The 25,099-nt window shown below is 53.6% G+C and carries 27 protein-coding genes and 1 tRNA gene; 8 read left to right on the forward strand and 20 right to left on the reverse strand.

Features of this window, described 5'->3' with window-relative positions:
• Nucleotides 1-16: 16 nt before the first annotated feature.
• The 7 genes from QZ280_RS06195 to QZ280_RS06225 form a co-directional block, all read right to left on the reverse strand.
• A complete protein-coding gene (locus tag QZ280_RS06195) occupies nt 17-727 on the reverse strand; it encodes an alpha/beta hydrolase (protein WP_293441714.1) in 711 nt (236 codons plus the stop codon).
• Nucleotides 728-822: 95 nt separating this feature from the next.
• Nucleotides 823-1,584 carry an SDR family oxidoreductase gene (locus tag QZ280_RS06200; protein WP_293441715.1) on the reverse strand — a complete coding sequence of 254 codons (762 nt, stop codon included), beginning with the start codon at nt 1,582-1,584 and terminating at the stop codon, nt 823-825.
• A 55-nt stretch (nt 1,585-1,639) separates the two neighbouring features.
• Nucleotides 1,640-2,248, reverse strand: a complete 609-nt coding sequence (locus tag QZ280_RS06205; RefSeq protein ID WP_293441769.1) for a hypothetical protein — start codon at nt 2,246-2,248, stop codon at nt 1,640-1,642.
• 64 nt (nt 2,249-2,312) lie between these two features.
• Nucleotides 2,313-2,945 (reverse strand): alpha/beta fold hydrolase, encoded by a 633-nt coding sequence (locus tag QZ280_RS06210; RefSeq protein ID WP_293441770.1) that lies wholly within the window; start codon nt 2,943-2,945, stop codon nt 2,313-2,315.
• Nucleotides 2,946-3,002: 57 nt separating this feature from the next.
• A complete protein-coding gene (locus tag QZ280_RS06215; protein WP_293441716.1) occupies nt 3,003-3,197 on the reverse strand; it encodes a hypothetical protein in 195 nt (64 codons plus the stop codon).
• Nucleotides 3,194-3,946 carry an alpha/beta hydrolase gene (locus QZ280_RS06220; RefSeq protein ID WP_293441717.1) on the reverse strand — a complete coding sequence of 251 codons (753 nt, stop codon included), beginning with the start codon at nt 3,944-3,946 and terminating at the stop codon, nt 3,194-3,196. The genes QZ280_RS06215 and QZ280_RS06220 overlap by 4 nt, the downstream gene beginning before the upstream one ends.
• Before the next feature lie 70 nt (nt 3,947-4,016).
• Nucleotides 4,017-4,241: a hypothetical protein gene (locus QZ280_RS06225; protein WP_293441718.1), complete on the reverse strand. Its 225-nt coding sequence runs from the start codon at nt 4,239-4,241 to the stop codon at nt 4,017-4,019.
• Between the two features lie 289 nt (nt 4,242-4,530).
• On the opposite strand from QZ280_RS06225, the gene thrS reads away from it, so the two are divergent.
• A complete protein-coding gene (gene thrS / locus QZ280_RS06230; RefSeq protein WP_293441719.1) occupies nt 4,531-6,477 on the forward strand; it encodes a threonine--tRNA ligase in 1,947 nt (648 codons plus the stop codon).
• 227 nt (nt 6,478-6,704) lie between these two features.
• Here the strand turns inward: thrS and QZ280_RS06235 are convergent, their stop codons facing one another.
• Nucleotides 6,705-7,019 carry an ArsC/Spx/MgsR family protein gene (locus QZ280_RS06235; RefSeq protein WP_293441720.1) on the reverse strand — a complete coding sequence of 105 codons (315 nt, stop codon included), beginning with the start codon at nt 7,017-7,019 and terminating at the stop codon, nt 6,705-6,707.
• 134 nt (nt 7,020-7,153) lie between these two features.
• Here QZ280_RS06235 and QZ280_RS06240 point away from each other — a divergent pair, with 134 nt between their 5' ends.
• Nucleotides 7,154-7,360: a cold-shock protein gene (locus tag QZ280_RS06240; RefSeq protein WP_009829086.1), complete on the forward strand. Its 207-nt coding sequence runs from the start codon at nt 7,154-7,156 to the stop codon at nt 7,358-7,360.
• A 57-nt stretch (nt 7,361-7,417) separates the two neighbouring features.
• On the opposite strand, the gene QZ280_RS06245 is transcribed toward QZ280_RS06240, so the two are convergent.
• The 8 genes from QZ280_RS06245 to QZ280_RS06280 all read right to left on the reverse strand — a co-directional run bounded on the left by QZ280_RS06245 (nt 7,418) and on the right by QZ280_RS06280 (nt 14,967).
• Nucleotides 7,418-7,717, reverse strand: coding sequence for a hypothetical protein (locus tag QZ280_RS06245; RefSeq protein ID WP_293441721.1), 300 nt, complete (start codon nt 7,715-7,717; stop codon nt 7,418-7,420).
• 166 nt (nt 7,718-7,883) lie between these two features.
• A complete protein-coding gene (locus QZ280_RS06250) occupies nt 7,884-8,360 on the reverse strand; it encodes a dihydrofolate reductase (RefSeq protein ID WP_293441722.1) in 477 nt (158 codons plus the stop codon).
• 3 nt (nt 8,361-8,363) lie between these two features.
• On the reverse strand, nt 8,364-9,161 hold the full coding sequence (locus QZ280_RS06255) for a thymidylate synthase (protein WP_293441723.1): 798 nt from the start codon (nt 9,159-9,161) through the stop codon (nt 8,364-8,366).
• Nucleotides 9,162-9,202: 41 nt separating this feature from the next.
• Nucleotides 9,203-10,687, reverse strand: a complete 1,485-nt coding sequence (glpK, locus tag QZ280_RS06260) for a glycerol kinase GlpK (protein WP_293441724.1) — start codon at nt 10,685-10,687, stop codon at nt 9,203-9,205.
• A gap of 54 nt (nt 10,688-10,741) precedes the next feature.
• Nucleotides 10,742-12,139: a TRAP transporter large permease gene (locus QZ280_RS06265; RefSeq protein WP_293441725.1), complete on the reverse strand. Its 1,398-nt coding sequence runs from the start codon at nt 12,137-12,139 to the stop codon at nt 10,742-10,744.
• Nucleotides 12,139-12,768 (reverse strand): TRAP transporter small permease, encoded by a 630-nt coding sequence (locus QZ280_RS06270; protein WP_293441726.1) that lies wholly within the window; start codon nt 12,766-12,768, stop codon nt 12,139-12,141. Before QZ280_RS06270 ends, QZ280_RS06265 begins: the two co-directional genes overlap by 1 nt.
• Before the next feature lie 78 nt (nt 12,769-12,846).
• Entirely contained in the window at nt 12,847-13,857 is a 1,011-nt protein-coding gene (locus tag QZ280_RS06275; RefSeq protein ID WP_293441727.1) for a C4-dicarboxylate TRAP transporter substrate-binding protein, read from the reverse strand.
• Nucleotides 13,858-13,938: 81 nt separating this feature from the next.
• Nucleotides 13,939-14,967 (reverse strand): substrate-binding domain-containing protein, encoded by a 1,029-nt coding sequence (locus tag QZ280_RS06280; protein ID WP_293441728.1) that lies wholly within the window; start codon nt 14,965-14,967, stop codon nt 13,939-13,941.
• Nucleotides 14,968-15,067: 100 nt separating this feature from the next.
• On the opposite strand from QZ280_RS06280, the gene QZ280_RS06285 reads away from it, so the two are divergent.
• From QZ280_RS06285 to QZ280_RS06305, 5 genes are read left to right on the forward strand one after another with little or no spacing between them, the layout of a single operon-like run.
• Nucleotides 15,068-16,594, forward strand: coding sequence for a tripartite tricarboxylate transporter permease (locus tag QZ280_RS06285; protein WP_293441729.1), 1,527 nt, complete (start codon nt 15,068-15,070; stop codon nt 16,592-16,594).
• Nucleotides 16,595-16,596: 2 nt separating this feature from the next.
• Nucleotides 16,597-17,061, forward strand: a complete 465-nt coding sequence (locus QZ280_RS06290; protein WP_293441730.1) for a tripartite tricarboxylate transporter TctB family protein — start codon at nt 16,597-16,599, stop codon at nt 17,059-17,061.
• Between the two features lie 54 nt (nt 17,062-17,115).
• Nucleotides 17,116-18,084: a tripartite tricarboxylate transporter substrate binding protein gene (locus tag QZ280_RS06295; protein WP_293441731.1), complete on the forward strand. Its 969-nt coding sequence runs from the start codon at nt 17,116-17,118 to the stop codon at nt 18,082-18,084.
• Between the two features lie 57 nt (nt 18,085-18,141).
• Nucleotides 18,142-19,548, forward strand: a complete 1,407-nt coding sequence (locus tag QZ280_RS06300; RefSeq protein ID WP_293441732.1) for an aldehyde dehydrogenase family protein — start codon at nt 18,142-18,144, stop codon at nt 19,546-19,548.
• Nucleotides 19,545-21,026, forward strand: coding sequence for an AMP-binding protein (locus tag QZ280_RS06305; protein ID WP_293441733.1), 1,482 nt, complete (start codon nt 19,545-19,547; stop codon nt 21,024-21,026). The genes QZ280_RS06300 and QZ280_RS06305 overlap by 4 nt, the downstream gene beginning before the upstream one ends.
• 19 nt (nt 21,027-21,045) lie before the next feature.
• Here the strand turns inward: QZ280_RS06305 and QZ280_RS06310 are convergent.
• From QZ280_RS06310 to modA, 4 genes are all read right to left on the reverse strand, one after another.
• Nucleotides 21,046-21,122, reverse strand: a tRNA-Met gene (locus QZ280_RS06310).
• A 72-nt stretch (nt 21,123-21,194) separates the two neighbouring features.
• Nucleotides 21,195-22,304, reverse strand: a complete 1,110-nt coding sequence (modC, locus tag QZ280_RS06315) for a molybdenum ABC transporter ATP-binding protein (RefSeq protein ID WP_293441734.1) — start codon at nt 22,302-22,304, stop codon at nt 21,195-21,197.
• Entirely contained in the window at nt 22,301-22,990 is a 690-nt protein-coding gene (gene modB, locus QZ280_RS06320) for a molybdate ABC transporter permease subunit (RefSeq protein ID WP_293441735.1), read from the reverse strand. Before modB ends, modC begins: the two co-directional genes overlap by 4 nt.
• Nucleotides 22,990-23,754: a molybdate ABC transporter substrate-binding protein gene (modA, locus tag QZ280_RS06325; protein ID WP_293441736.1), complete on the reverse strand. Its 765-nt coding sequence runs from the start codon at nt 23,752-23,754 to the stop codon at nt 22,990-22,992. The genes modB and modA overlap by 1 nt, the downstream gene beginning before the upstream one ends.
• Nucleotides 23,755-23,860: 106 nt before the next feature.
• On the opposite strand from modA, the gene QZ280_RS06330 reads away from it, so the two are divergent.
• A complete protein-coding gene (locus QZ280_RS06330; protein WP_293441737.1) occupies nt 23,861-25,093 on the forward strand; it encodes a glycosyltransferase N-terminal domain-containing protein in 1,233 nt (410 codons plus the stop codon).
• Nucleotides 25,094-25,099: the final 6 nt, after the last annotated feature.

Here is a 25,099-nt window from a genome sequence, read left to right on the forward strand (position 1 = left end):
CGGCTTTTTTATGCACTCACTGCAACACAAACGGCTGCGCCAGCCACTCATAAAGTGCTTCTGTTGTCGCATCCGGGTTTTCCAACGTCGGCAAATGCCCTGCGTTCGAAATGACCTTCAATTCCGCATAAGGAATGAGTTCCGCCATAAAAACATGGCGTTTCACGGGACAAAGCGCGTCATGCTCCCCACATAAAACAAGCGCGGGAACTTTGCATTTCCGCAGGGTTGATTGCTGATCGCGACGCCGTTGCAAGGCACGCGATTGGCGAACGAATACCTCTGGCCCCATGATCGCAGCCATATCCATCACTAGGTTCAACACATCTACTCGTCGTGGACCGGGTGCCAGATAATTCGGTTTCATTTCTTCGCGCATGACTTCTGACAAACGCCCAGAGCGCGCGCCAATAATTTGCGGCTCGCGTGCTGCGGCCGCTTGCGGCGTTTCGGGTAAAGGGTTGGTGTCCATCAAGGCGATGCGCGTCACCCGCTCGGGCGCACGACGCAATATTTCCATCGCGACTATGCCGCCCATCGACAATCCTGCCAGCGCAAATTTTGTAGGCAACACGTCCAGCAAGTCAGAGGCAATTTCTTCAATCCGTTCGCCTTGCGAAATCGGTGCGCACATGACCGCACGGTCCGACGACAATTCAGCGATCTGTGGTCCAAACAACCGCGCATCACACATCAATCCAGGAAGAAAAACTACAGGTTCGTTCATCACGGATCCTTAAAAATATGATGCCACAGCTTGATCAAAGACTTATCTGCTCACGTCACAAGCGCAAGCCGATAGCTGCACATTGCGCGGATAAATTACCCCGCAGTCCAACCGCCATCCACGAGAATTGAAGTCCCAGTAATCATGCCCGATGCATCTGACGCCAAAAAGACTGCCGCGCCCATAATGTCCTCGACCTCGCCCACACGAGGCAACTTAATCTTGCTATCAATCCATGCGCGTTTTTCAGGATCTTCAAAAGTCGGCTTGGTCAATGGCGTTAGGATAAAGGTTGGACAAATAGAATTCACACGGATGCCAGCGGACCCAAATTCAATGGCCATCGCTTTGTTCATCCCCTCAATCGCATGTTTACTGCCACAATATACCGCACGCTCGACGCCGCCCACATGAGCCATTTGGCTGGAAATCTGGATGATTGACCCGCCTTTGCCGTGGGCAATCATTGCTTTTGCGGCTTGTTGCGCAATAAAATAAGCCGCACGCACGTTAATCGACATAACTGCATCAAAATCGTCCTCCGTCGTCTCCACCGCAGGGCTATGGCGCGCCAAACCAGCAGAGTTCACAACGATGTCATAGGGCTGCGCTTCAAAAACTTCGCGCACGGCGTCCGTGTGCGTCACATCCAAAGCTAACGCACGCGCAGAGTAGCCTGCCGCACTCACAGCGCTTACGACGTCGTTCAACACTTCAGCGCGACGTGCAACAAACGTTACATCCGCGCCCGCTTCAGCCAAAGCAACCGCACAAGCCATGCCAATGCCGCTGCTTGCGCCCGCAACCAAGGCGCGTTTGCCATCAAGGCGGAAGGAGGGGGTTGCCGGTAGGGTCATATCATAGCCTTTATCATCCAGGAGTTTTCACGATATGCCCGTACAAACACGCTGTCTAGCTGATGTTCAAACCACGAAACTCGGGGAAATCAGCATAACGTTTCTGGCGTTCTACCATGAGTTCGGCCGGACTTGCATGCGCCTGCAGCAAGGTCCCTTTGGGAGCAATATAGCTGTCAATCCGCCGGCGCACATCCGGTCGCCATGTCGGATTGAACGCGCAAAGCTTGGGGAAAAACCAAGCCTCCGCAAAAGGGAGATGATCATAAAGCCAAAACGCCATGTCTCGCCAATCGCGCCCTTGCTCATAACGCTCTGCAAACCAAGGAATCACAATGGACGCGCCCGCCACTTCCACATCGCGCAGATCCCAAATGTGACACTCCAATGGATAGTCATTACGTGCACAGTTCAAACGATGCGCATTGCCAAATGCGTTTAATTCTGGCGAACGATAGCCGGAGCGCACTGCAACCCGACCAAATGTCTCTTCTAATGGATCAAGCAGTTCTGTGCAAAATCGCCGTCCCCTTTCAATCGCGAGATTAGGATCCTCTGGAATATTGCGGATCTGATGGAAATTCCCAATCTCAGAATACAGAAATTCCCGCATGTAAAAATACTTAGAAAGCCGCACACGCCCCAAAGTCTCAAGCGACCACATAGATGCAGGCTTACGCATCAGCGGCCTTCAAACCAGATCACATAGATCGCCTCGATCATAAGCCTCACCTTCTTTGGTCTAAAAACACCTCGGGGTTTGGGGCAGCGTCCCATTCCTCTGCGACTTCACGGTTTTTCGTCGGGCTTACGCCCTGATCATTATCTGAAATAACAAACAAGGCTGGTATCTTGGCTTGCCCCAATTCCAAACCGTCCACTACTTTTACTAGCGCCGCCATCGGAAGCAAGACAACCGTCAGATAACTATTCGTACAATATGCAGTATGGTCGCCGTTGGAGACAGTAAAACTGCGCTCCGCCCCTGCGACGAGAGGCCCCCACCAGCGAAACCCTGGCGATGTCAAAATGACCGCAGACTCGGAGTTTATCGCAAAGTTCGGAGACACAAAAATCGCGCCTGCAACGTTTTCCATCAGATTCTCGCGCAGCGCCGCCGCCCCCATCAGCGTTCCACCCGTTGAAGTCGAGATCACCAGCACACTTTCACCTACAGCGCGCGCGACAGCTAACGCTTCGGCGGCGTCACACATCCAGTTACCTACATTGGCTTGCGCCATCGCTGCGCCGCTTCGTCCATGACCTGTCAAACGCGTGTATACCAAATTCGCGCCCAATGCCTCGGCGACTTTGTCAGGAACCGGACGGATTTCTTCAGAGGTCGCTGAAAATCCATGGATATAAAGAACACTGAATTGCGTCTTAACCCCAACATCACCAGCCCAAACGACGCGCTTCTAAACGCCTTCGACGATGTCAGAAAACTTCGCTTCCTCGCGCTCGAAATAGGCATCAATATCGTCCCCGAACAGTGACGCGTCGAAACTTGCGCTAAGATCAACTTTCTCGCGCGGACCCAGCAGTGCCAAAAGCCCAACGCCCACAAGCAAGACCAGAACCAGCCAGCCGGTCCATTTCAAAACAGTCTTCATAAGGAATTCTCAGCTAAATTCAGCACGTCTTCGACAGAGCGCTCTATCAAGTCAAGGCAAGCATTGTCGGAAAAACGATGATCCGCACCATCTACTAGTGTCAATCGCATATCAGCCCCATTCGCATGTGATAAAAGTCGCAAAGCAACCGACACATCGACATCCTCATCGGCCGTTCCTTGTAAGAATCGCGTTGGAAACGGAATATCAAGCGTGTCGCGCAGCACCAGTTGATCACGCCCATCTTCGATCATGCGTTTGGTGATAATATAGGGTTCGCCATACTCAGACGGCAGCGCAACTTGCCCTGCACTTTCCAATTCAGCGCGTTGTCCTGCATCAAATCCGGCCCATATGCTGTCTTCGGTGAAATCGGGTGCGGCCGCAATTGTCACAAGCCCTGCGATCCGCTCGGGGATGCGTTTGGCTGCCAAAAGCGCCTGCCATCCACCCATCGAAGACCCAACAAGTACGAGCGACCCGTCAGTTAGTTTCTCAAGTGCCTCGCCCGTGTCTTCTGCCCAATCACCGATACTGCCATCTGTGAACGCACCAGAGCTTTCGCCATGCCCGGAGTAGTCAAAGCGCAGAAAGGCCCAACCTTTGGCAATAGCCCAATCTTCAAGATGGATCGCTTTAGTGCCTTGCATGTCAGACTTAAGGCCACCCAAAAAAACCACTGTAGGCCCAGAGCCTTCTGTTTTTTCATAGGCAAGCGTGCGTCCTTGAGTCGTCTCTAGAAATGCCATCGCGCCCTCCCTTTACTGGTTAGGCGCGATCATGCTGTTCAGAGTGCCCTTTCGCAAGAGCAACGCGGGGTTAGCCGCTTATATATGTGCCATTCTTTGGGCGGTAAAAGACCTTTTGATTGTGCAAGCGGCCAAGCAGATCATGGATTTGGCTCACCTCGTCAGACTGAGGGGCATTGTCTGTGTTTGCCGCAAGCGCATCATTACTCATTTTGGTCTTAACTTCGCGAAGCGCGTTTTCGATCACGTCGAGGTCTTCAACAGTCAATTCAAATTGTGTGTTGTAACGTGGCATATCTCTGCTCCAGCATGTCCAAAAGGAGGTTTTTTTTGTCGCTTTTCAAGCATATCAGGACTTTCCAAGCGACCTCAACCCCAAGCACTCACAATAATACTCATTGAAAACATGAGCTTACTTCACCTGCGACAGTATTCCCTCGCACACAACACGGCATACTTTTGTACGCAATCAAGCACTTAGCCGACTTGACGTGATTCTTGCGCAGGTTCATAGAGAGGATGCACATAGTACAAACCCGCAACCGGGCGCTTTCGTGGGCGCCAAACTGACGAGGAGCGCCGATATGGCTAACGTCACCCTTACTTTCCCCGATGGCAATCAACGCGAGTACGCACGCCGCATCACTGCGGCTGATGTTGCTGCGGATATTTCCAGTTCTCTTCGCAAAAAAGCGATCAGCGCGACTGTGAACGGCGCGCATTGGGACCTGCAATGGCCAATCGAGAGCGACAGTTCAATTGCCTTGAACACCATGAAGGACGAAGAGCCCGCGCTTGAGCTGGTCCGTCACGACCTCGCGCATATTATGGCGCGCGCAGTGCAAGAGATTTGGCCAGATGTGAAAGTTACCATCGGCCCTGTCATTAAAGACGGCTGGTACTATGACTTTGATCGCAAGGACCCGTTTACGCCTGAAGACCTCGGCATGGTCGAAAAGAAGATGAAAGAGATCATCAATGCGCGCGACGCTGTGCGCACTGAAGTTTGGGACCGTACCCGAGCGATCAAGCATTATGAAGACAACAACGAGCCCTATAAGGTCGAGCTGATCGACGCCATTCCCGGCGACGAGCCTTTGCGCATGTATTGGCATGGCGAGTGGCAGGACCTGTGCCGTGGTCCACATTTGCAGCACACGGGGCAAGTTCCAGGTGACAGTTTCAAACTGATGAGCATCGCTGGCGCTTACTGGCGTGGTGATTCAGATCGAGCGATGTTGCAGCGGATTTATGGCTGTGCGTTCCTGAATAAAGAGCAGCTGAAGAAGCACATGAACATGCTTGAGGAAGCCGCGAAACGCGATCACCGCAAGCTTGGTCGCGAAATGAACTTATTCCACATGCAAGAAGAAGCGCCAGGTCAGATCTTTTGGCATCCAAATGGATGGCGCATCTACACAGAGCTTCAAGACTACATGCGCCGCAAGCAATATGCGGGTGGTTATGTTGAGGTGAACACGCCTCAGGTCGTGGATCGCAAGTTGTGGGAGCAATCTGGTCACTGGGAAAAGTACCAAGAGAACATGTTCATCGTTGAAGTCGATGAAGAGCACGCGCGCGAAAAGGCTGTGAATGCTCTGAAACCGATGAACTGCCCTTGCCACGTGCAAATCTTTAACCAAGGTTTGAAGTCTTACCGCGACTTGCCTTTGCGCATGGCTGAGTTCGGGTCGTGCAATCGATATGAGCCGTCTGGCGCTTTGCACGGCATAATGCGGGTGCGCGGCTTTACGCAGGACGATGGGCACATCTTCTGTAGTGAAGATCAGATTGAATCAGAAACTGCGACCTATATTGAGTTCTTGTCTGGCGTTTACAAAGACCTCGGCTTTGAACAGTTCCGCGTGAAATTCTCGGATCGCCCTGAAAAGCGTTCTGGCTCGGATGAGGTCTGGGATAAGGCCGAAGACGCTCTGCTGAAAGCAACTCGTGCGGCAGGGATTGAGCCTGAAATGAACCCAGGCGAAGGGGCCTTCTATGGTCCTAAGCTGGAATTCGTTCTGACGGATGCGATTGGCCGTGATTGGCAATGTGGTACGCACCAAGTGGACTTCGTCCTGCCTGAGCGGTTGGACGCCAGCTATATCGGTGCGGATGGCGACAAGCATCGCCCCGTGATGCTGCACCGTGCGACTTTGGGTTCGTTCGAGCGCTTCATCGGCATCCTGATCGAATCCCATGCTGGTAAGCTTCCGTTCTGGATTGCGCCGCGTCAGGTTGTTGTGGCCTCCATTATCTCGGACGCAGATGATTACGTTTATGAAGTGGTCGCAGCACTGCAAGCGGCTGGCGTGCGCGCAGAGGCGGATATTCGCAACGAAAAGATTAATTATAAGGTACGCGAACATTCTGTCGGCAAGGTTCCGGTTATTCTGGCCGTAGGTGCGCGCGAAGTGGGAGAGCGGACAGTGACCGTCAGACGCCTTGGTGAGAAACAAACGAAGGTTGAAGCCTTGGATTCTGTAATAAAGACACTTTCACTAGAAGCTACCCCACCAGACAAATTATAACTCTTCACAGAAATCACGTTAAAATTGCAACGAAATCCGCCCCATCAGGCGGGTCTTTTCTGTTTTTTATGGATTTTTTCTCACACACCACTTCACAGAGCACTACCGTGAGCTAACGCATCCCCAATGGCATCATTTTGGATCAACGTATGTTCTGGGTCCTTGCCTTGTCGATTATCGTCTTCAAGGGTGCGGGCTGGCTGCCGCTCGACAAACTTCTTAATAAATCATACACTTAAGGCGGCCCGCACCTCTTTCGTCCAACCCAAATAGAGCGTGCCGTCCATCTCAATGAGCGGCCGCTTCATCAATGTTGGGTGAGCCTTCAGCAACTCAAGCGCAGGTCGTGCACGCGCCGTGTCATCTAATCCCCGCCACGTGGTTGAACGAGAATTAACAATCGCAGACCCAAACCTTTTTTCTGCATCTTGCAGGAGGTCTGATGAAACACCGTCAACACGTACATCAATGAAGTCCGCTTTTGGAAAAGCCTTCAAAGCCTTACGACACGTATCGCAATTCTTGAGTCCGTAAATTTTCATAGCCAGGTCCTTTTTTCACCGGGTAAAACTGGGCGAAATAACGAAAATGTCAACGCTATCACATATGGAAATTCTTGATTTTTTTAAAATCACGCTAGGCTGACAGTCACCAAAGCTAATAAGGAGGTACGGTCATGCCCAATGGCACAGTCAAGTGGTTCAATACAACTAAAGGGTTCGGCTTTATCGAGCCGGAAGGCGGAGGCAATGATGTTTTTGTACATATCTCAGCCGTCGAGCGTTCGGGTTTGACCGGGTTGGCAGACAATCAAAAGATTTCTTTTGAGCTAGAAGACGGGCGCGATGGCCGCCAGATGGCCGCAAACTTAGCGCTGCTATAAAACGAACAAAGCCCAACGGAGTCGCTGGGCTTTGTTACTTCGAATTACGTTTCGCAGTCAGTGCGCGTGGGTCTTGTTGTGTGTAGGTGTTTTCATATGATAGTGTGCGTATGAGAATTCGAGTGCGCTATTTTCATAGGCATGTAGCCACGCGCGGCCGTGCCGCAACAAATCACCCTCCCCCAACACAACAGTTTGCAGACCAATCGGGCTATAGTTCGATCCGTGATACGCAACAGGGACCACGCTATTTGGGTTGTGCGTGCCGTCCCCCATATACATATCACCCCACGCGAAGGCTTGGAATGCGGTCACGATTGTCGCAGCAATGGCACCTGACAAAATTTTTGAAAACATGGAACTGCACTTTCGACTACTGTTCAAGATCATCTTTTTGTATGATCTAGGGGTAACATACAGCGAAATTAGGTCAATTTAAGCAGATGCGTCCAAGGCCAAAAGACAGCAATCGTGTGCAAACCTTTGATTCTTTTACCAAAAAATTGCGCGTATACGGGCTGGTTCAAAGGCGCAAATACTCAAAAACTGAGCAAGCCGGTATTTCTTCACGCAAGCGTGTTTCTCCAATGATTTGCCAATTTTCGGCTGGGATCTCGGGAAAAAAGACGTCCGCGTCGCTGACTTCAAGATCGACTTCGGTGATCAAAAGCCGATCAGCAAGCTCGATCATCTCGCGGTAGATACCCGCACCGCCGATCCCGTAGATCCGTCGAAATCCTTTAGAAAACGCAAGATCAATCGCCTCTGAAATGCTTTTGCAAGTCAGCTCGGCCGCGCAACCTTGCGACGTCACAACTATATTGAGGCGATCTTTCAAAGGCTTGAACGGCAGACTGTCCCAGGTATTGCGTCCCATGATAATCGCGCCGCCTAGCGTTTCACGTTTGAAAAATTGCAGATCTTCGGGCGCGTACCACGGGATATCATTCCCTTTACCAATAACGCCATTCTTGTCGCGTCCAACAATTAAGGAGATCATAAGTTACACCGCCACTGGAGCTTTGATGCCCGCATCAGGGTCGTAGCCTATGATTTCAAAATCGTCATAAGTGAAATCGAAAAGCGAGCTGACCTTCCGCTTGATCTTCAAATGAGGCAACGCTTGGGGTGCGCGCGCGAGTTGCGTTTGCACCTGCTCCATATGATTGGAATAGATATGGGCATCGCCAATGGAATGGATAAAATCGCCCGGCTCATGCCCCGTGACATGCGCCAACATATGCAGCAAAAGAGCGTAAGAGGCGATGTTGAATGGCACACCAAGGAACATATCCGCAGAGCGCTGGTAAAGCTGCAAATGCAGCTTGCCCCCTGCGATGCGTACTTGCCAAAGCGTATGACATGGCGGCAGCGCCATGTCGGGCACTTCCGCCGGGTTCCACGCTGATACAATCAGGCGGCGGCTATCTGGCGTCTTTTTGATCGCTTCAACAAGGTCCGTGATCTGATCAATTGGCCCCATATCAGAGCCGCTTGGCCAACGGCGCCACTGCGAGCCGTAGACGGGGCCAAGATCGCCGTTCTCATCGGCCCACTCGTCCCAGATCGAGACACCATTGTCCTTAAGGTATTTGATATTCGTGTCCCCTGCAAGGAACCACAAAAGCTCGTGAATAATGGATTTGAGGTGAAGTTTCTTGGTCGTGACCAGCGGAAACCCATCTGCCATCGGGTAGCGGCATTGCAGGCCAAAGTGCGAGGTCGTGCCGGTCCCTGTGCGATCTGTCGATTGCACGCCCTGCTCCAGCACGTCGCGCAAAGCTTGATGATATTGTTTCACAATGACTCCCCAGAGTTTGTACGCTGCCTACCCTGCTTCTCTCACACCGACAAGGTTGCTTGCACGGCCCGACCCCATCGTGCGTAGCGCTGTGTGCGTAAGGCCTCGTCCAATGTCGGTTCAAACTTGCGTTCTAACGCCCATGTCGCCGCGAACTCATCCATCGCAGGATAGACACCCGCGCGCTGCCCTGCTAGCCATGCCGCGCCAAGCGCTGTTGTCTCTAACACTTCGGGTCGATCTACAGGCGCGCCAAGAATGTCAGACAAGAATTGCATCGCCCAATCAGACGCGCTCATCCCACCGTCGACGCGCAAGGCAGCCTCCTCAGCATTTGGCCAATCCGCATGCATCGCTTCCAGCAAATCGCGCGTTTGAAAACCAACGCTCTCAAGTGCCGCTTTCGCCATTTCCTCAGGCCCCGTGCTGCGCGTCAGCCCATAAACAGCCCCGCGACACTCCGCGTTCCAGTAAGGCGCGCCAAGACCTGTGAACGCGGGTACAAGCACAACATCTTGACCTTTGTCAGCATTGTCGGCGAGCGGCTGAGTTTCCTTCGCATCCCGAATAATCTTGAGCCCATCGCGCAGCCATTGCACAACAGCGCCCGCCACAAAGATCGAGCCCTCGAGCGCGTATGTGGGTTTGCCATCAAGCTGATAGGCAATTGTCGTGAGTAAACGGTTTTTCGATGTGACAGGCGTATCACCCGTGTTCAAAAGCGCAAAACAGCCGGTGCCGTAAGTAGATTTGAGCATGCCAGGCTCGAAACACGCTTGCCCAACTGTGGCCGCTTGCTGATCGCCTGCAACGCCAAGGATAGGGATTTCACGGCCAAACAGATCGGCACGCGTCACGCCAAAATCAGCAGCGGAGTCCTTTACCTCCGGGAGCAGGTTCATCGGGATATCGAGCAAATCGCACATGGTCTTAGACCAACGGCCTTTGCGGATATCGTAAAGCATAGTGCGCGCGGCGTTGGTGGCGTCGGTGACGTGAGAGGTGCCGCCTGTGAGGTTCCAGATGACCCAGCTGTCGATGGTTCCAAAAGCCAGCTCACCCGATTCGGCACGCGTGCGTGCACCTTTTACATTGTCTAGCAACCACTTGAGTTTGGTTGCACTGAAATAGGGATCGAGCAGCAGACCCGTGCGCTCTGTCACCATTTCCTCGTGACCAGCGGCCTTGAGCGTTTGGCACAGCTCGGACGTGCGGCGATCTTGCCAAACAATCGCACGGTGGATGGCTTTACCAGTTTTTCGATCCCAAATGACCGTAGTTTCGCGTTGATTGGTGATACCGATTGCCATGATATCTTTGGCAGAGATGCCCGCTTTTTCGATCGCCCCGCGACATGTGCTGGCGGTGGTAGACCACAGATCACTTGCCTCATGTTCTACCCAGCCGCTTTGCGGAAAGTGCTGTTTGAACTCTTCTTGAGCAGAGGCGACAGGTGCCATGTCCGCGCCAAAAAGGATCGCGCGCGTGGAAGTGGTACCTTGGTCAATAGCGAGAATGTGGGTCATGAGGGATATCCCTAGATTTTTATCCAACAGCCTTACGTGCTGCAGCACATAAGGTTACACGAGCGAGGGCAACCAAAGAACAATGCTCGGAAACGCGACAAGCAGCGCGATCGTCACTCCATCTGCTATGAAAAATGGCGTCACGCCTTTGAACACGTCTTGCACCGTGAGATCGTCTCGCACGCCGGCCACGACAAAACAGTTGAGGCCGATAGGTGGTGTGATCAAACAGAACTCCGCCATTTTGACCACCAGTATCCCAAACCAGATCGCACACATTGGCCCAGACATGCCAAACGCACTGTCCGCCGCGCTCACCAACTCACCGCCATTCAGCGCCATCACCGCAGGATAGACCACAGGCAGCGTCAACAGCAGCATACCGATGGCATCCATGAACATCCCAAGCACCGCATATGCGAGCAAAATGCAGATCAAAATCGTGAGCGGGGCCATGTCCAGCGAGGTGATCCAATCCGAAAACGCATCCGGCAACTTGGCAAAGCCCAAGAAACGCACATAAATTAGCACACCCCAGATGATCGTAAAGATCATCACTGTTAGCTTTGCTGTTTCCAGCAGCGCCTCTTTCAGTTTCGCCCAGCGCATTCCACGATAAAGCGCCATGCAAAAGATGATGAACGCACCAATCGCACCGCCTTCTGTTGCCGTGCCCCAAGCATCGCCAAACGGGTTATAGACGAAGAAAATGATGATCACGACCACTGCCACAATTGGCAAGGCAGGCGGCAAAGACTCAAAGCGCTCGCGCCATGTGAAGCCCGAAACAGGCGGGCCGATATTTTTGAACGTCATCGCCATACCGATGATCAGAGCTGCGTAAACCAGAGCGGAAAACGCGCCTGGGATGAAGCCAGCGAGCAGAAGTTTACCCACGTCTTGCTCCACGATAATCGCGTAAATCACGAGGATCGCAGAGGGCGGAATGAGCGAGGCAAGCGTACCACCCGCTGCGACAACACCAGCGGCGAAGGCTTTGTTATAACCCACCTTGAGCATTTCGGGGATCGCGATGCGCGCGAACACCGCTGCCGTCGCAACCGATGCGCCTGATACCGCGGCGAAACCCGCCGTCGCGAAAACGGTCGACACCGCAAGCCCGCCCGGCACCCAAGCGATCCAGCGTTTTGCAGCTTCAAACAGAGCAACCGTTAATTTAGCATGATAAGCCAGATAGCCGATCAAAATGAACACCGGAATCAAGCTCAAAACCTGCGCAGACACCTTAGAATGCGGCGTCAGGCCTGCGATTTTCACGCTGATCTGGAAGGCTTTCCAAAAGCGGTCTGGGTCATAGTCAAACCCATTCCAGCGGAGCCACACCAGCCCTGCAAACCCCGCTAGCCCTGCTGCGAACGCCACGCGCATGCCAAGCAGAACAAACACCAACATGCCACCGCTGACCCATAGGCCAATCTCAATCGGTTCCATCAATCGGCCCCTTCCATGGAGGCTGCTTCAATCGCGGCTTGCTCTGCGACTGTCAGTGTCAGCGGCACAGCTACAGGGTTTTCTAAGTTCAAGACGAATGCGCGCCCGAAGCCGATCGTTTGCAAGATCAACCGCAAGGCCAACACGCCAAAGGCAATAGGCACTACCAGTTTAGAGGGCCAAATCGGAATACCTACGTCGATGGAGCTATCGCGGCTGCACAAAGGGCGCGCGCAATCAAAAGAGCGATCAAAGTGATCCCAAGCGCCCCAAGTGAGCGACAGGATTAGAACTAGGATAAGCAGGACAGAGGTCAGTTCAAACAGCCAAAGCACGCGACCACGGAGCTTGGAGACCAACATATCCATGCGAATATGAGTACCATCACGCTGCACGTAAGACACGCCCATGATCGCAATTATCGGCATTGCGGCTTCGATGTAATCCACATAGCCCATCATAGGCGAGGCAAAAAATTTGCGCCCTGTGACCGAGTAAACCGCGAGGAACATCAAGGAGAAAATTGCTATGCCACTGAGCAGTGCGCAGAACCTTTCCAACGGCAAAAGCGTGCGGTCTAGCTTGCTGAGCAAGCTGGAATCTTCGAGTACGGCTGCTGAGCCTGCCATATGCGATATCCCTAAATATTAGAAATGGAGCGCAGTAAAAAGGTAGGGTGCGTGGTATCCCACGCACCCCAGTTTTAATTACATCTTCGCATCAGCAAGCGCTTTCACGACCAGATCATAAAGCTCCTGACCTGGCAGGCCCTGCGCTTCCATGTCTGCAATCCACGCATCGCGAATTGGATCAGCAGCTTTGGCGCGGAAATCCGCAATCACGTCATCCGCGATCTCGACCTTGGCCACGTTCTTTTCTTCCAGAACGGAGTCCCAACGCGCGAGCAACTCGCCGTAGTTCGCCAAGTAGTGATCAAGCGATTCCTGAATCGAGCTATCGAGCGCGTCACGGTGCTCATCGTTGAGGCCCTCATAAGCGTCGATGTTCACCACAACAGGGCAGTTCACCGTGCCGGGGTTCAAGTTCGCCGTCCACCAAGTTGCTTGGTTGATCGTGCCAAAGCTGAGGTGCGCGTGCTGTGCGAACGCAACTGTGTCGACAACCCCGCCTTCCATCGCTTGATACGCTTCCGTCGCAGTTACAGACGTCGGGACCGCGCCAACCGCTTCAAATGCTTTGCCAAGACCGCCTGTTGCGCGCACGCGCATACCCTCAAAGTCAGCCAAGGTGGAGCGTGCTTCGCCCGTACCGACCAAGTTGTACTGTGGCATCGGCGAAGTCATCAGCAGTTTCGCGTTCCACTGCGCCATTTCTTCGGTCGCCGCGGGGTGCGCGTAGACGGCTTTGGACACGGCGACTTCCTGCTCAAGGTTTTCAACGCCCAAGAATGGCAATTCTAAAACAGTGATCACACGGTTCTTGTCGCGGTGATAGCCTGCGCAGAACTGCGCCATCTCAAACGCGCCGATGGAAATGCCATCAAGGTTTTCGCGGTTCTTGGACAACCCCCCGTAAGAAACGTTCATCGTGAATTCGCCGTTGGTCTTCTCAGACACCAGCTCGGCCAATTTTTCAACGTGCTCTGTGAATGCGCGGCGCTTGCCCCAAACGGATACATTCCATTCGGTTGCAGCCGATTCGCCAGCCAAAGACGCGATAAAGGCCGCGCCGACGAGTTTTGCAGATAGATGTTTCATGTCACTCTCCCAGTCTATGATTAACCAGAGACTAGCGTCGCAAACGAAGCGTGCAACGGGATTCTTCCACTTTTGTCGCAGCTATCGTTTGGCAATTGCGCTTGAGGCACGTGGCACAAGCTCTGGCAAACAGTGCAAATTCGCGATGCTGCTCTCTTTTTGCGTGATAGCATGCGCCAGCGCCCGCCCCGCCTCTTGCCCGATCCGCACCGCAGGCAGGCGCACTGTGCTGAGAGCCGGCTCAATCTCGGACGAGCCCTTGAAGTCGCCGATTCCAACGATGGAGACGTCCTGCGGCACGCCCAATACACAAGCTTGTGCCCCATAGAGTGCGCCTGTGGCGAGGATGTCATTGCCACAAATAATGGCACTCGGACGCATTTCATTCGACAATATCTTTATTGTGTCGCGTTTAGAGGCGGAAATAGAATAGATCGTCTCAAGTTGCCACTCAGCCCGCACTTGCGCCCCTGCTTTGGCGAGTGTGTCCATCACCCCCATCCGCCGATCCTGCGCGCGATCATTGCCCACCATAGGTGGAAACATGCAGGCGATATCGCGGTGACCGAGGTCGAGGATATGCTCCGCAATCAACTGCCCAGCACGCCGATTATCGGCTCCTATGCACGGCAGGCGCGCGCTATCGCTGTGATTCCAAATCAAAACCGCAGGAATGTCTTGGCTTTCGATCAGTTGGAACACTGCCTCATCATGCTCAAGACCTGTGAGCACAACGCCATCGACGCGATGTTCTAAAAATTTGCGCAGCACTGCGTATTCTTGTTTCGCGTTATATCCATGCGAAGCAAGCAGAATAGTAAACCCATGCTCCGCCACCGCGTCAGAAAAGGCCTGCACCACTTCTGCAAAGATTGCGTGATCAATTGTGGGCACCAAAACCCCAATCGTGCCAGAGCGAATCCCATGGATCGTCTGCGCCGCGCGATTGCGAATGTAGCCTTGCTTGCGAACAGCGGAATCAATGCGGCGACGTGTTGAGTTTTTCAGCAATTCAGGGTGATTAAAGTAACGCGACACAGTTGAGGCCGAGACCTTTGCGGCCTTTGCGACAGAGATAATATCCGCTTTTTTACTATTATTATCAGACATCTATGCACTCCTTATAGCTAATTTTGTGAAAACATTTGCAAAACTATTTTCATTGATTAGCTTGAAACGTCAACACGGCTGCGCCAAGGGAGGCAAACGCTTGGAATTTCTGCTCTATTTTAGCGATGTGTTCACGCCTGTGAATTTCGGCTTGCTCTTGATCGGCACGATTGGCGGTTTGATATTAGGCGCAACGCCCGGCCTGTCACCGACGATGGCAGTCGCTCTGCTTATTCCATTCACGTTCAAACTCGAAGCCGCACAGGGCCTAATTCTTCTCGGTGCCGCTTACACATCAACCGTCGCAGGGGGTGCTGTTTCGGCGATCTTGCTGAAGATCCCCGGCGCCCCTGCAAACATCGCGACCACGCTCGATGGTCATACAATGGCGCAAAAGGGCGAGGGCGCGAAAGCGTTGCAGCTCTCGTTCGTCTCCTCTGCCATCGGTGGTGTGTTCGGTGTGATGCTGCTTATCTTCCTCACACCAGTTCTCGCGAAGTGGGCCTTGGCCTTTGGACCATCGCACCTTTTCTGGCTCGCGATTTTGGGCGTGACAATCATCGGATCACTTGATTCCAGTAGCGTTATTAAAGGGTTACTATCAGGCTGCATTGGACTTTGGCTCGCAACGATTGGCTTTGATGACATTATGGGGGCCCAGCGCTTTATCTTTCATCCAGCTGTCAGCGGGGGCATCAATGTTATTCCTGCGCTGATCGGTCTCTTCGCGATCCCACAAGTTATCACCATGTTCGCAAAAGGGCCCAATGACACAACGGCAGAAGTGATCGCCGTAAAGAAACAACCTGTCATGGACTCGATCCGCGAAGTCATCAAACGCAGACGCGCGCTTGGCATTGGCACTGCAATTGGCTCTGTGATCGGCTTGATCCCCGGTGTGGGCGGGCAAATCGCAGGTCTTGTGGCCTATGATCAAAGCAAAAAATTCAGCCCAGAGCGCGAAAAATTCGGCACCGGCCATTCCGAGGGTGTGATCGCAGCGGAAGCTGCCAACAATGCAATGGTTGGTCCCAGCCTTGTGCCCTTGCTCACGCTTTCTATCCCCGGTTCGCCTACAGCGGCTGTCCTTCTAGGTGGCCTCCTGATCCACGGTATTTTCCCGGGCTCGGATCTTTTTGACAATCATCCGGATGTGGCGTGGACGTTCATAAACTCCATGCTGATCGGTCAAATTCTGATGTGTATCTTTGGGCTCTACGTTGCTGGTCTTGCCGCTTCTGTTGCACGGGTTCCGCACTCGGTGATGGCGGCAATCGTTTTAGGTCTCGCGCTCTTTGGGAGCTATTCGGTTCAAAACTCCATGGGGGATGTATACGTGATGGCTTCGCTCGGCATTGGTATGTATTTCCTTGAGCGCTTTGGCTTTTCCGCAGCTCCCTTGGTGTTGGGCCTTATACTTGGCCCCATCGCGGAGGCAAACTTCGTACAAGGCAGCATGATCGCGAACGCAACCAGCGGCCTTGGCCCCTACTTCCTGACTGGCACGCTGAACTTAACGTTGATCGCGGTCGTTCTAGCCTCCATCGCCTATTCGGTCTGGATGGAACTGCGCCAGATCCGCTACACCACCAAGGACGACGCCGTCCATAAAGAGGAGGCGCTGTAATCATGCCCGATCTGCCCCGCAATCAGCATATCATCGCCTCTGGCATCGTCGCCGGTGTGGGTATTTCCGTTTGCTACCTGAGCTACACGCAACAGCCCTCAGAAGCGTTCACCTTTCCGCGCTTGATCTCAACCGTTTTTGCGGTTCTCGCAATCTGGACATTTGGCAAAGCCTTGCTCGGCAAAACCAAAGTCGGCAACGGTCTTTCGATGGAGGCGATGTCGCGCATCACGCCGGGTTTACTAGTGATGTTGGTTTATATTTTCTGGGCTGCGAAAGCGCTGGGGTTTTACACAAGCTCGACAATTGCGTTCTTCATCCTACTCAGCCTTTACGATCCTGCCCAGCACAGTGAGATCAAAAGCTGGATTAGGCGAGCTCTTATTACGGCTGGTTTTCTGGCCATCATGTACGGCCTCTTCGCGATGTTACTCAACGTCTACACGCCGCGAGAGTTTTTTAACTGAGTGCTCTGAACTGCAATCGCAGCAGGGCTCAACATTCCTAGGGAGGAAACAAAAATGAAGAATTTACTAGCAGGTGCGGCAATCGCGCTGATGGGTTTGACCGGGACTGCATACGCGGACGGTCATGCCAACTATCCAGAGCGGCCCGTGATGCTGATGGTCAGCTACGGCGCTGGCGGTGCAACAGACTTTCAAGCTCGCATCGTGACAATGACAGCAGGAAATGAAGACGCGCTTGGCATGCCGATCGCGATCATCAACAAGCCGGGTGCAGGCGGTCGTGTTGGTTGGAACTGGATGGCAACCCAAGCCGAGAGCGATGGCTACACACTTGGTGCATACAACGTGCCACACTTTATCGCACAATCGATCAAAGGCGGCGTTGAGTACTCAGCGGACAGCTTCGAGCCCATCGCAAACTGGGGCGCGGATCCTGCGGTCTTCGTTGTGGCCGCGGATAGCGAGATGAACTCCATGACAGACGTCGTAGACTTTGCCAAAGCAAACCCTGGCAAGCTAACATTCTCTGGCGCGGGCCTGTTTGTGGGTCACCACATTGCAGCACTGCAACTTGAAAAAGCGGCAGGTGTGAAGATGGCGTATATCCCGTCCAACAAAGGCGGCGCAGGTGCGATGAAATCAGTGATCGCGGGTGAAGTCATGGGCGGCGTCAACAACCTCTCCGATGCGTTCCGCGCAGCGGCGGCTGGTAATGTAAAGATCCTCGGTGTGTTCGATCTTGAGCGCAACGACTTCTTGCCAGACGTGCCAACGCTGAAAGAGCAAGGCTTTGACATCGACAACGCATCCGTGAACTTCCGCGGTGTGATGGTTCCAAAAGGCACGCCACAGGGCATCATCGACAAGCTGGCGGCAACTGTGCCTGCAATGTTCGAAAATGGCCGTGTCGCAGGCAAGATGAAAGCAGGCGGATCGCCTATGTACATCATGACACGCGATGAAGTGCTCGAAATGTGGGCCGCACGCGAAGAGACACTCAAAGAGCTGCTCGCAGGTCTGTAACTAAATCTACAGCAGGGCGTCAAAACGCGCCCTGCCTGCTACTTCTAAGGAATTCTCATGACTGCTTCTCCAGATCCCATCGCAGAGCTAGATGCCGTGATCGCCCGCGCCCGCACTGCGCAGGTCCGCTTTGAAGCGAACGGTAGTCAAAAACTGTATAATAGTGCCGCTAAAGCCGTCGCTTGGGCAATTATGGAACCATCGCGCAACAAAGCGCTCGCAGAGCTGTCTGTTAAGACGACAGGTCTTGGCAACGTGCCGGACAAGATAACCAAGAACCATCGCAAAACGCTGGGCCTAATGCGCGATATTGCGGATGTGCCGACCTATGGTGTGATTTCTGATAATGAAGAGACTGGCATCACCGAAATCGCTCGCCCTATTGGATTGATCGGCGCAGTGGTGCCCTCCACGAATCCCGGCGCAACGCCTGCAAACAACATCATCAACGCTTTGAAATGCGGCAATGCCATTGTGCTCTCGCCCTCGCCGAAAGGCGTTCCAACGATGGAGCGTTTGTTGGAACATATCTATGCGGAGTTCGACAAAATTGGTCTCGATCATGATTTGGTGATGATGGTCCCCGGGCGCGGCTCGAAAGAGCAAACGCAGCGCTTGCTTGAGCAGTCCGATCTGGTTGTCGTGACAGGCTCACAGAACAACGTGAAGCGCGCATATACTTGCGGCACTCCTGCCGTCGCGGTTGGCGCGGGCAATGTGACTGTGATTGTGGATGAAACCGCTGATTTGAAGGCTGCTGCGGAAAAGATCAAAGCCTCCAAAACCTTCGACAACGCGACCTCTTGCTCGTCCGAGAACGCGGTCGTTGTGGTCGATGCGGTCTATGACGCATTCGTCGCCGAAATGGCGAAAACTGGTGGTGTGGTGATCAAAGATGAAAGCCGTATAATCAAAGCGCTCTGGCCAGATGGGCATCTCAATCGAGAAGCGATTGCGCAAGATGCGGATAAGATGATCACTGCGTTGGACCTTGGAGATGAAGTCCCAGAAGGTACGCAATACGTCGCTGTCGAAACCACAGGCATCGGCCCCGAACATCCGCTCTCTGGCGAAAAGCTAAGCCGTGTTCTGGCCTTCTATCGCGCCACTGATTTTGACGATGCAGTTGCCACGACGCGACGCATTCAATTGCACATGGGCGCAGGGCATTCTGTCGGGCTGTACAGCACCGACGATGCCCACGCAACGCAACTGGCCAATGCCATTCCCACGTGCCGCGTGATCGTGAACCAAGCACATTGTTTTGCCACGGGTGGTGCGTTCAACAACGGCATGCCGTTCTCGCTTTCAATGGGCTGTGGCTCATGGGGTGGCAATTCGATTGATGACAACCTGCATTGGAAGCATTTCCTCCAAACCACTAAGATCGTTCGCGAAATCCCCGAGCGTGAGCCTGCGCTTGAGGATATATTCAGCGACTACTGGGCCGAGGTTGGCAAGTGATCCTCAGCCAAACGACACCTCCCAAAGGCACTGTGCGCAACTGGCTAGATGCGCGCGCGGAACAAGGGGGCACGGCTTTTGTTTTCCCTGAAACAAACGAAGCTCTAAGCTGGGCTGAGCTGCGCGACACGGCGAAAACACTTGCCCAAGGGCTCACCGCCCAGCGCGTTGAAAAGGGCGAAAGCCTCGCCATCATCCACCCGAATGGAAAAGACGGTGTCGTTGCGCTCTATGCTGCGCTTTATGGCGGATTTCGCGCAACGATGATAAATCTGGCGGCTGGTCCTGACGCAATCGCCTATGCGCTGAACCACTCTGGTGCGCGCTTTGCTTTGGTGCACGAAACGCAGCGAGAAACGTTCAAATCCGTCGCGCCCGCACATATGAGAGCGCTGAACGATTCGCGAGGCGAAGCCGCGCTGCACGATCTCGCGCCAAAAGATCACGCGCTGCTCATGTATACATCCGGTACCACAGGCAAGCCCAAAGGCGTTGTGCACAGCCATGCCAGCTTGCTTGCAGGCGGTTGGACGACCGCCATTGCTCATGCGTTAGCACCGCAAGATCGCGGGTTTTGCGTGCTGCCGATCTATCACATCAACGGTCTTTGCGTGACGGTTATGGGTGCGCTTGTTTCTGGTGGCTCACTCGCCATGGCGTCAAAGTTTTCCACCAGCAAATTCTGGGATCAAGCCGATTGCGCCAAGGTCACCTGGTTCTCTGTGGTGCCCACAATCATTAGTCATTTACTGCACGGCAAAGCAGAACCAGGCGCCACCTTAAAATCCAATCTGCGCTTTGGGCGCTCCGCCTCCTCCGCTTTGGCGGTGGAGACGCACACAGCCTTTGAGACACGCTTTGGCGTGCCGATCATCGAGACCATGGGCCTGACAGAAACCGCTGCACAAATTCTGTCCAATCCACTTGCTCCGAATGAGCGCAAAATCGGCTCTCCCGGCAAAGCCTTTGGCAACGAAGTCCGAATTCTCAACGCTGATCTGATGGAAGCGAAACTCGGAACTGAGGGCGAGATCGCGGTGCGCGGTCCGAACACATTACTCGAATACTTGCATAATCCCGACGCCACCGCTGCCACATTCGCAGGCCAGTGGCTGCGCACGGGCGATTTAGGCCGCATGGACGAGGATGGCTATGTTTTTGTGACGGGCCGTCTCAAGGAGTTGATCATCAAAGGTGGCGAAAACATCGCCCCGCGCGAAATCGATGAAGCGCTTTATGCCCATCCAGATGTTGTCGAAGCCGCCGCCTTCGCACGGCCTTGCGATAGCTACGGCGAGCGCGTAGAAGCCGCGGTGAGCCTCAGCAATGGGTCTTCTTTAGCAATGGAGGAGCTAAGGGCACTCTGTGTTGATAAGCTCGGGACGTTTAAGGCACCTGATACGATTCATTTGCTTGATGAGTTACCCAAAGGGCCATCGGGAAAGATCCAACGCTTGAAGCTAGTGGATTTAGTATAAGCAAACATTCTGATTAAGTTGGTGGCGATGCAGGGATTTGAACCCCGGACACGCGGATTATGATTCCGCTGCTCTAACCAACTGAGCTACATCGCCAACAGGGCGTCGGATACTGGACTGGAAAACGTCCGTCAAGTTAGAAAAGTGCAGAAAAACATCTCTTTGACATTACGCAACCCCACCATTGATTTCTGAGCGCGCAATTGCGCTCGGCGGGACCGCATTCGCCTTTAGGACGGCCCAAACCTCTTGTCCAACTTCAAGCTGCATTTGCGCGAGTGCGCGCCGCGTAATACGTGCGAGCAAACGGTCTGATCCCGTGCGCAAAGCAATCGCAACGCTTGGGCCCTCCCCCGTTTGAATTTCGGTGATCCTCGCAAGCAAAATGTTCTGGCTCGATAGATCTTTCGGCTCCGAAAGGGACAAAATAACATCCTGCGCCCTTATCCGCATGCGAACCTTTGCCCCAACCGGTGCCCCGATCTTTGGCACGTGCAGCTGCCCCGCGCTCAGCTCAATAGTACTTAGCCCATCCGCCTCATGTCCTGAGATTATGCCTTGCACAAGGGCACCCGCATCTTGAACACCGATCAGCTTTACGTTGGCAGGGTCCGCCAAAACATCCTCAACAGTGCCGCCTACCACGCTGCACCCATCGCGCAAAACTACTATGTTGTCAGCCAGTTGCACGATTTCTGACATGTCATGCGTCACATAGATCATGGGTGGACCACCTTGCGCGCGCAAACGCTCAAAATAGGGTAGGATTTCTTGCTTTCGGGCCGTGTCTAGTGCCGCGAGCGGTTCGTCCATGAGCAACAAGCGCGGCACACTCAGCAATGCGCGACCCAAAGCAACGCGTTGTTGTTCCCCGCCCGACAGAGCGGCGATTCTGCGATTCAAAAGCGGCTCGATTCCTAAAGTATCGATCATTTTTCGACGTTCGGCTACACTCAGTGGTTCTTTCGCAAACCGCGCTCCAAAGTCGAGGTTTTGTGCAACAGACAGATGCGGAAACAAACGCGCATTTTGAAACACATAGCCGATCCGGCGTTGATGTGATGGCACATGTATCCCGCCTTGCGCATCAAATAAGACAGTATCGCGGAAAGCGATGCGCCCTTGATCTGGCGTGGTCAGTCCTGCGATCGCGTTGATCAGGCTGGTTTTTCCGCTACCAGAGCGACCGAATACAACAGTCGTGCCCGCTTTGGTGCGTAGTTGCACATCCAGCTCGAATGCACCGAGCTTGCTTTGTATATCGACGTTCAAGCTCATAATCCCGCGACCTTTCTTGCAGCGCGTCTGGCCAAGACCTCTGACACAGCCAGCGCCAATATCGAGACGGCGACAGAGAGCAGGATCAATCGCAGAGCCGCGTCTTCCCCCCCAGGTACTTGCAACAGCGTATAAACCGCGGAGGGCAGCGTTTCGGTTTGACCAGGTATCGAAGCCACGAATGTGATCGTCGCGCCGAACTCTCCCATCGCTTTGGCGAAGCCCAAAACCGTGCCCGCCAGCAAGGCAGGCGTGACCAAGGGCAGTGTCACGTAAAGAAACACCGCTGATCTTGACGCGCCAAGCGTCGCGGCGGCGTCTTCTAACCCTTTATCAACCGCCTCTATTCCAAGCCGAATCGCGCGAACCATAAGGGGAAAGCCCATGATACCCGCCGCAAGCGCCGCGCCTGTCCAGCGAAAGGCAAATGTGATTCCGAAGTATGCCTCAAGCATGCTGCCAATGGGGCCTTGCTTGCCAAACAGGATCAGCAAGGCATAGCCCGTGACAACTGGGGGCAACACTAAGGGCAAATGAACCGCGATATTGAGCAGCGATTTTCCGTAAAACTTTTTTCGCGCGAGAAGCCATGCAGTTGCAATCGCGAAGGGTAAACATACCACAGTCGCCAGCAAGGCAATCTGAAGTGAAAGCGCAACAATCGCCAATTCAGCCGCGCTCAACATTACTGACACCACTCCGTTTGATTTTTGGGTATGCCTGCAAAGCCCGATTCCATAAAAACGTGCGAGCTTTGCATAATCCTGCGAGCAACTTCATGGCTTTGCGCGTTTGCAGTCGCGGTCAGGGCCATTGGGTAGTGGATCGCGGGATACTCTGATGGATCCGGCTTGAATACCATTTGCACACGATCCTCAGCGAACACGTCGCTTGCGTAGACAAAGGCCAAAGGCACCTCCGCACGTGCGAGTAAGGCAAGGGCCAATCTCACATTCGACGTTTCCGCGAGGTGCGGACGTAGCGGTTCTAGCCAGCCTCGGTTAGTCAAATACTGCGCAGTATATTGCCCTGCAGGAACCGAGGACAACTGCCCAACAGCCAAGCGCCCGCCTTCAAGCGCATCTATTATATCTTTGGCGTTTTCAGCCGTAAACAAAGGACCATCCACCGGACCCGCTAGGACCAAACGATTACCAGTCACATCACATCGGCTTTTTGCGGTAATCGCATTTTGAATTTCAAGCCAATCCATCCAATCTGGATGCGCGAAAATCACGATATCTGCATCCGCGCCCTGCGCCACTTGCCGCGCTAGGGCAGCACTTCCGCCATAAACAGCGATCGCGTCCAAGTCGTTTTCTGCGATAACCCGATCCAAGGCAGTTTTCAAACTAGAGGCCGCAAAAATCGTGACACTTTCCGCAAAGGCAGGAAAAGCTCCAATGCAGAGAAACGCAAAAATACGTGAGGTTTGGCGCAAAATCTTCATGGCGCGAGTATTTAGAAAGCCACCGTCACGTGCAAGCGCGGCTTGCGCGTTTCACGGCTGCGCGCTAGGGCTGAGATCACGTTTTTGGGAAGGGCACCTCTCACCTATGCTGCTGTATCGCTGCCTTATCACGCTGCTCATGCCCGTTTTATTGGTTGCGTTATTTATTCGCGTGTTGCGAAAGGTCGAAAGCCTGCAAGATTTTCGCGAGCGCTTGGGGATGTGGAAAGATATGCCATCGGGCGAGGTCATTTGGATCCATGGTGCCTCCAACGGTGAGTTAAGCGCGGCGCAACCTTTGATTGACGGACTTTGCACGCAAAACCGCGACGCGCGCTTGCTGGTGACCTGCAACAGTATCAGCGCTAAAAATATGGTGCGGGCATGGGGACGTTCGCAGTTAAACGTTTACCTGGCCCCGATCGATCTGGGGTGGGTTTATGGTAGGCTTCTGAGAAAACTGTCTTTGCGTACTTTCATTCTGATCGAAGCCGACTTCTGGCCAAATCGCATGCGCGTGATCGCTGCGGCCAGAGCTCCTATCGCGCTGATTGGCGGACGTATTTCAAGGAATAGCTCACGTACGTGGGGACGCTTTTCAAAGCTCTCTATGGAGATTTTTCAAACCTTTGATCTTATTTGCCCGCAGGATCGGGAATCAGCGGCACGACTTTCCAAGCTTGGCGCATCAGACAGTGCCTTTGGAGCAGAAATTTCCTTAAAGTCCTTATTCCAAGCAAAGCACTTCATTGCAGACGATGAAGCACGACTGTCCGTCTGGCTTGCAGCCTCGACCCATGAAGGTGAAGACGAGACCCTGTTGCTTGCACATCTTGAGGCGCTCAAATCCGATCCAACGCTGCGCATGATCCTCGCCCCGCGACATCCCAAACGTGGCGCAAACCTTGCAAAGCTCGCCAAGACGCTTGGCCTAAGCGTCACGCAACGCAGCCTTGGCACTGAGTTTGACAGCCCAAGCCAAGTTTATATCGCGGACACGCTTGGCGAAATGGCGCAGTGGTACAGCCTTGCGGGGACATGCTTTGTGGGTGGCTCTCTTGTTGCGAAAGGTGGTCACACCCCTTTTGAACCGGTCGTCTACGATTGCGCGATCTTGCATGGCCCACACTTGGAAAACTTCGCGGTCCCCTATGCAGCTCTTACGAAACACGAAGCCGCCATGATGTGCACAACACCAGAAGAGATAGCGTGTAATGTGATCTCTTTGCGCAATCTCGAAGCATCCAACAAGATGCGCAACGCCGCCCACGTCGCCCTGCCACAAACCAACACGTTAGACGTTGTTTTGACTACACTTTCCCAAATGTCAAAAAACTGATACATT

It is taken from the genome of Planktotalea sp., assembly GCF_018607995.1.
Lineage (GTDB): Bacteria > Pseudomonadota > Alphaproteobacteria > Rhodobacterales > Rhodobacteraceae > Planktotalea.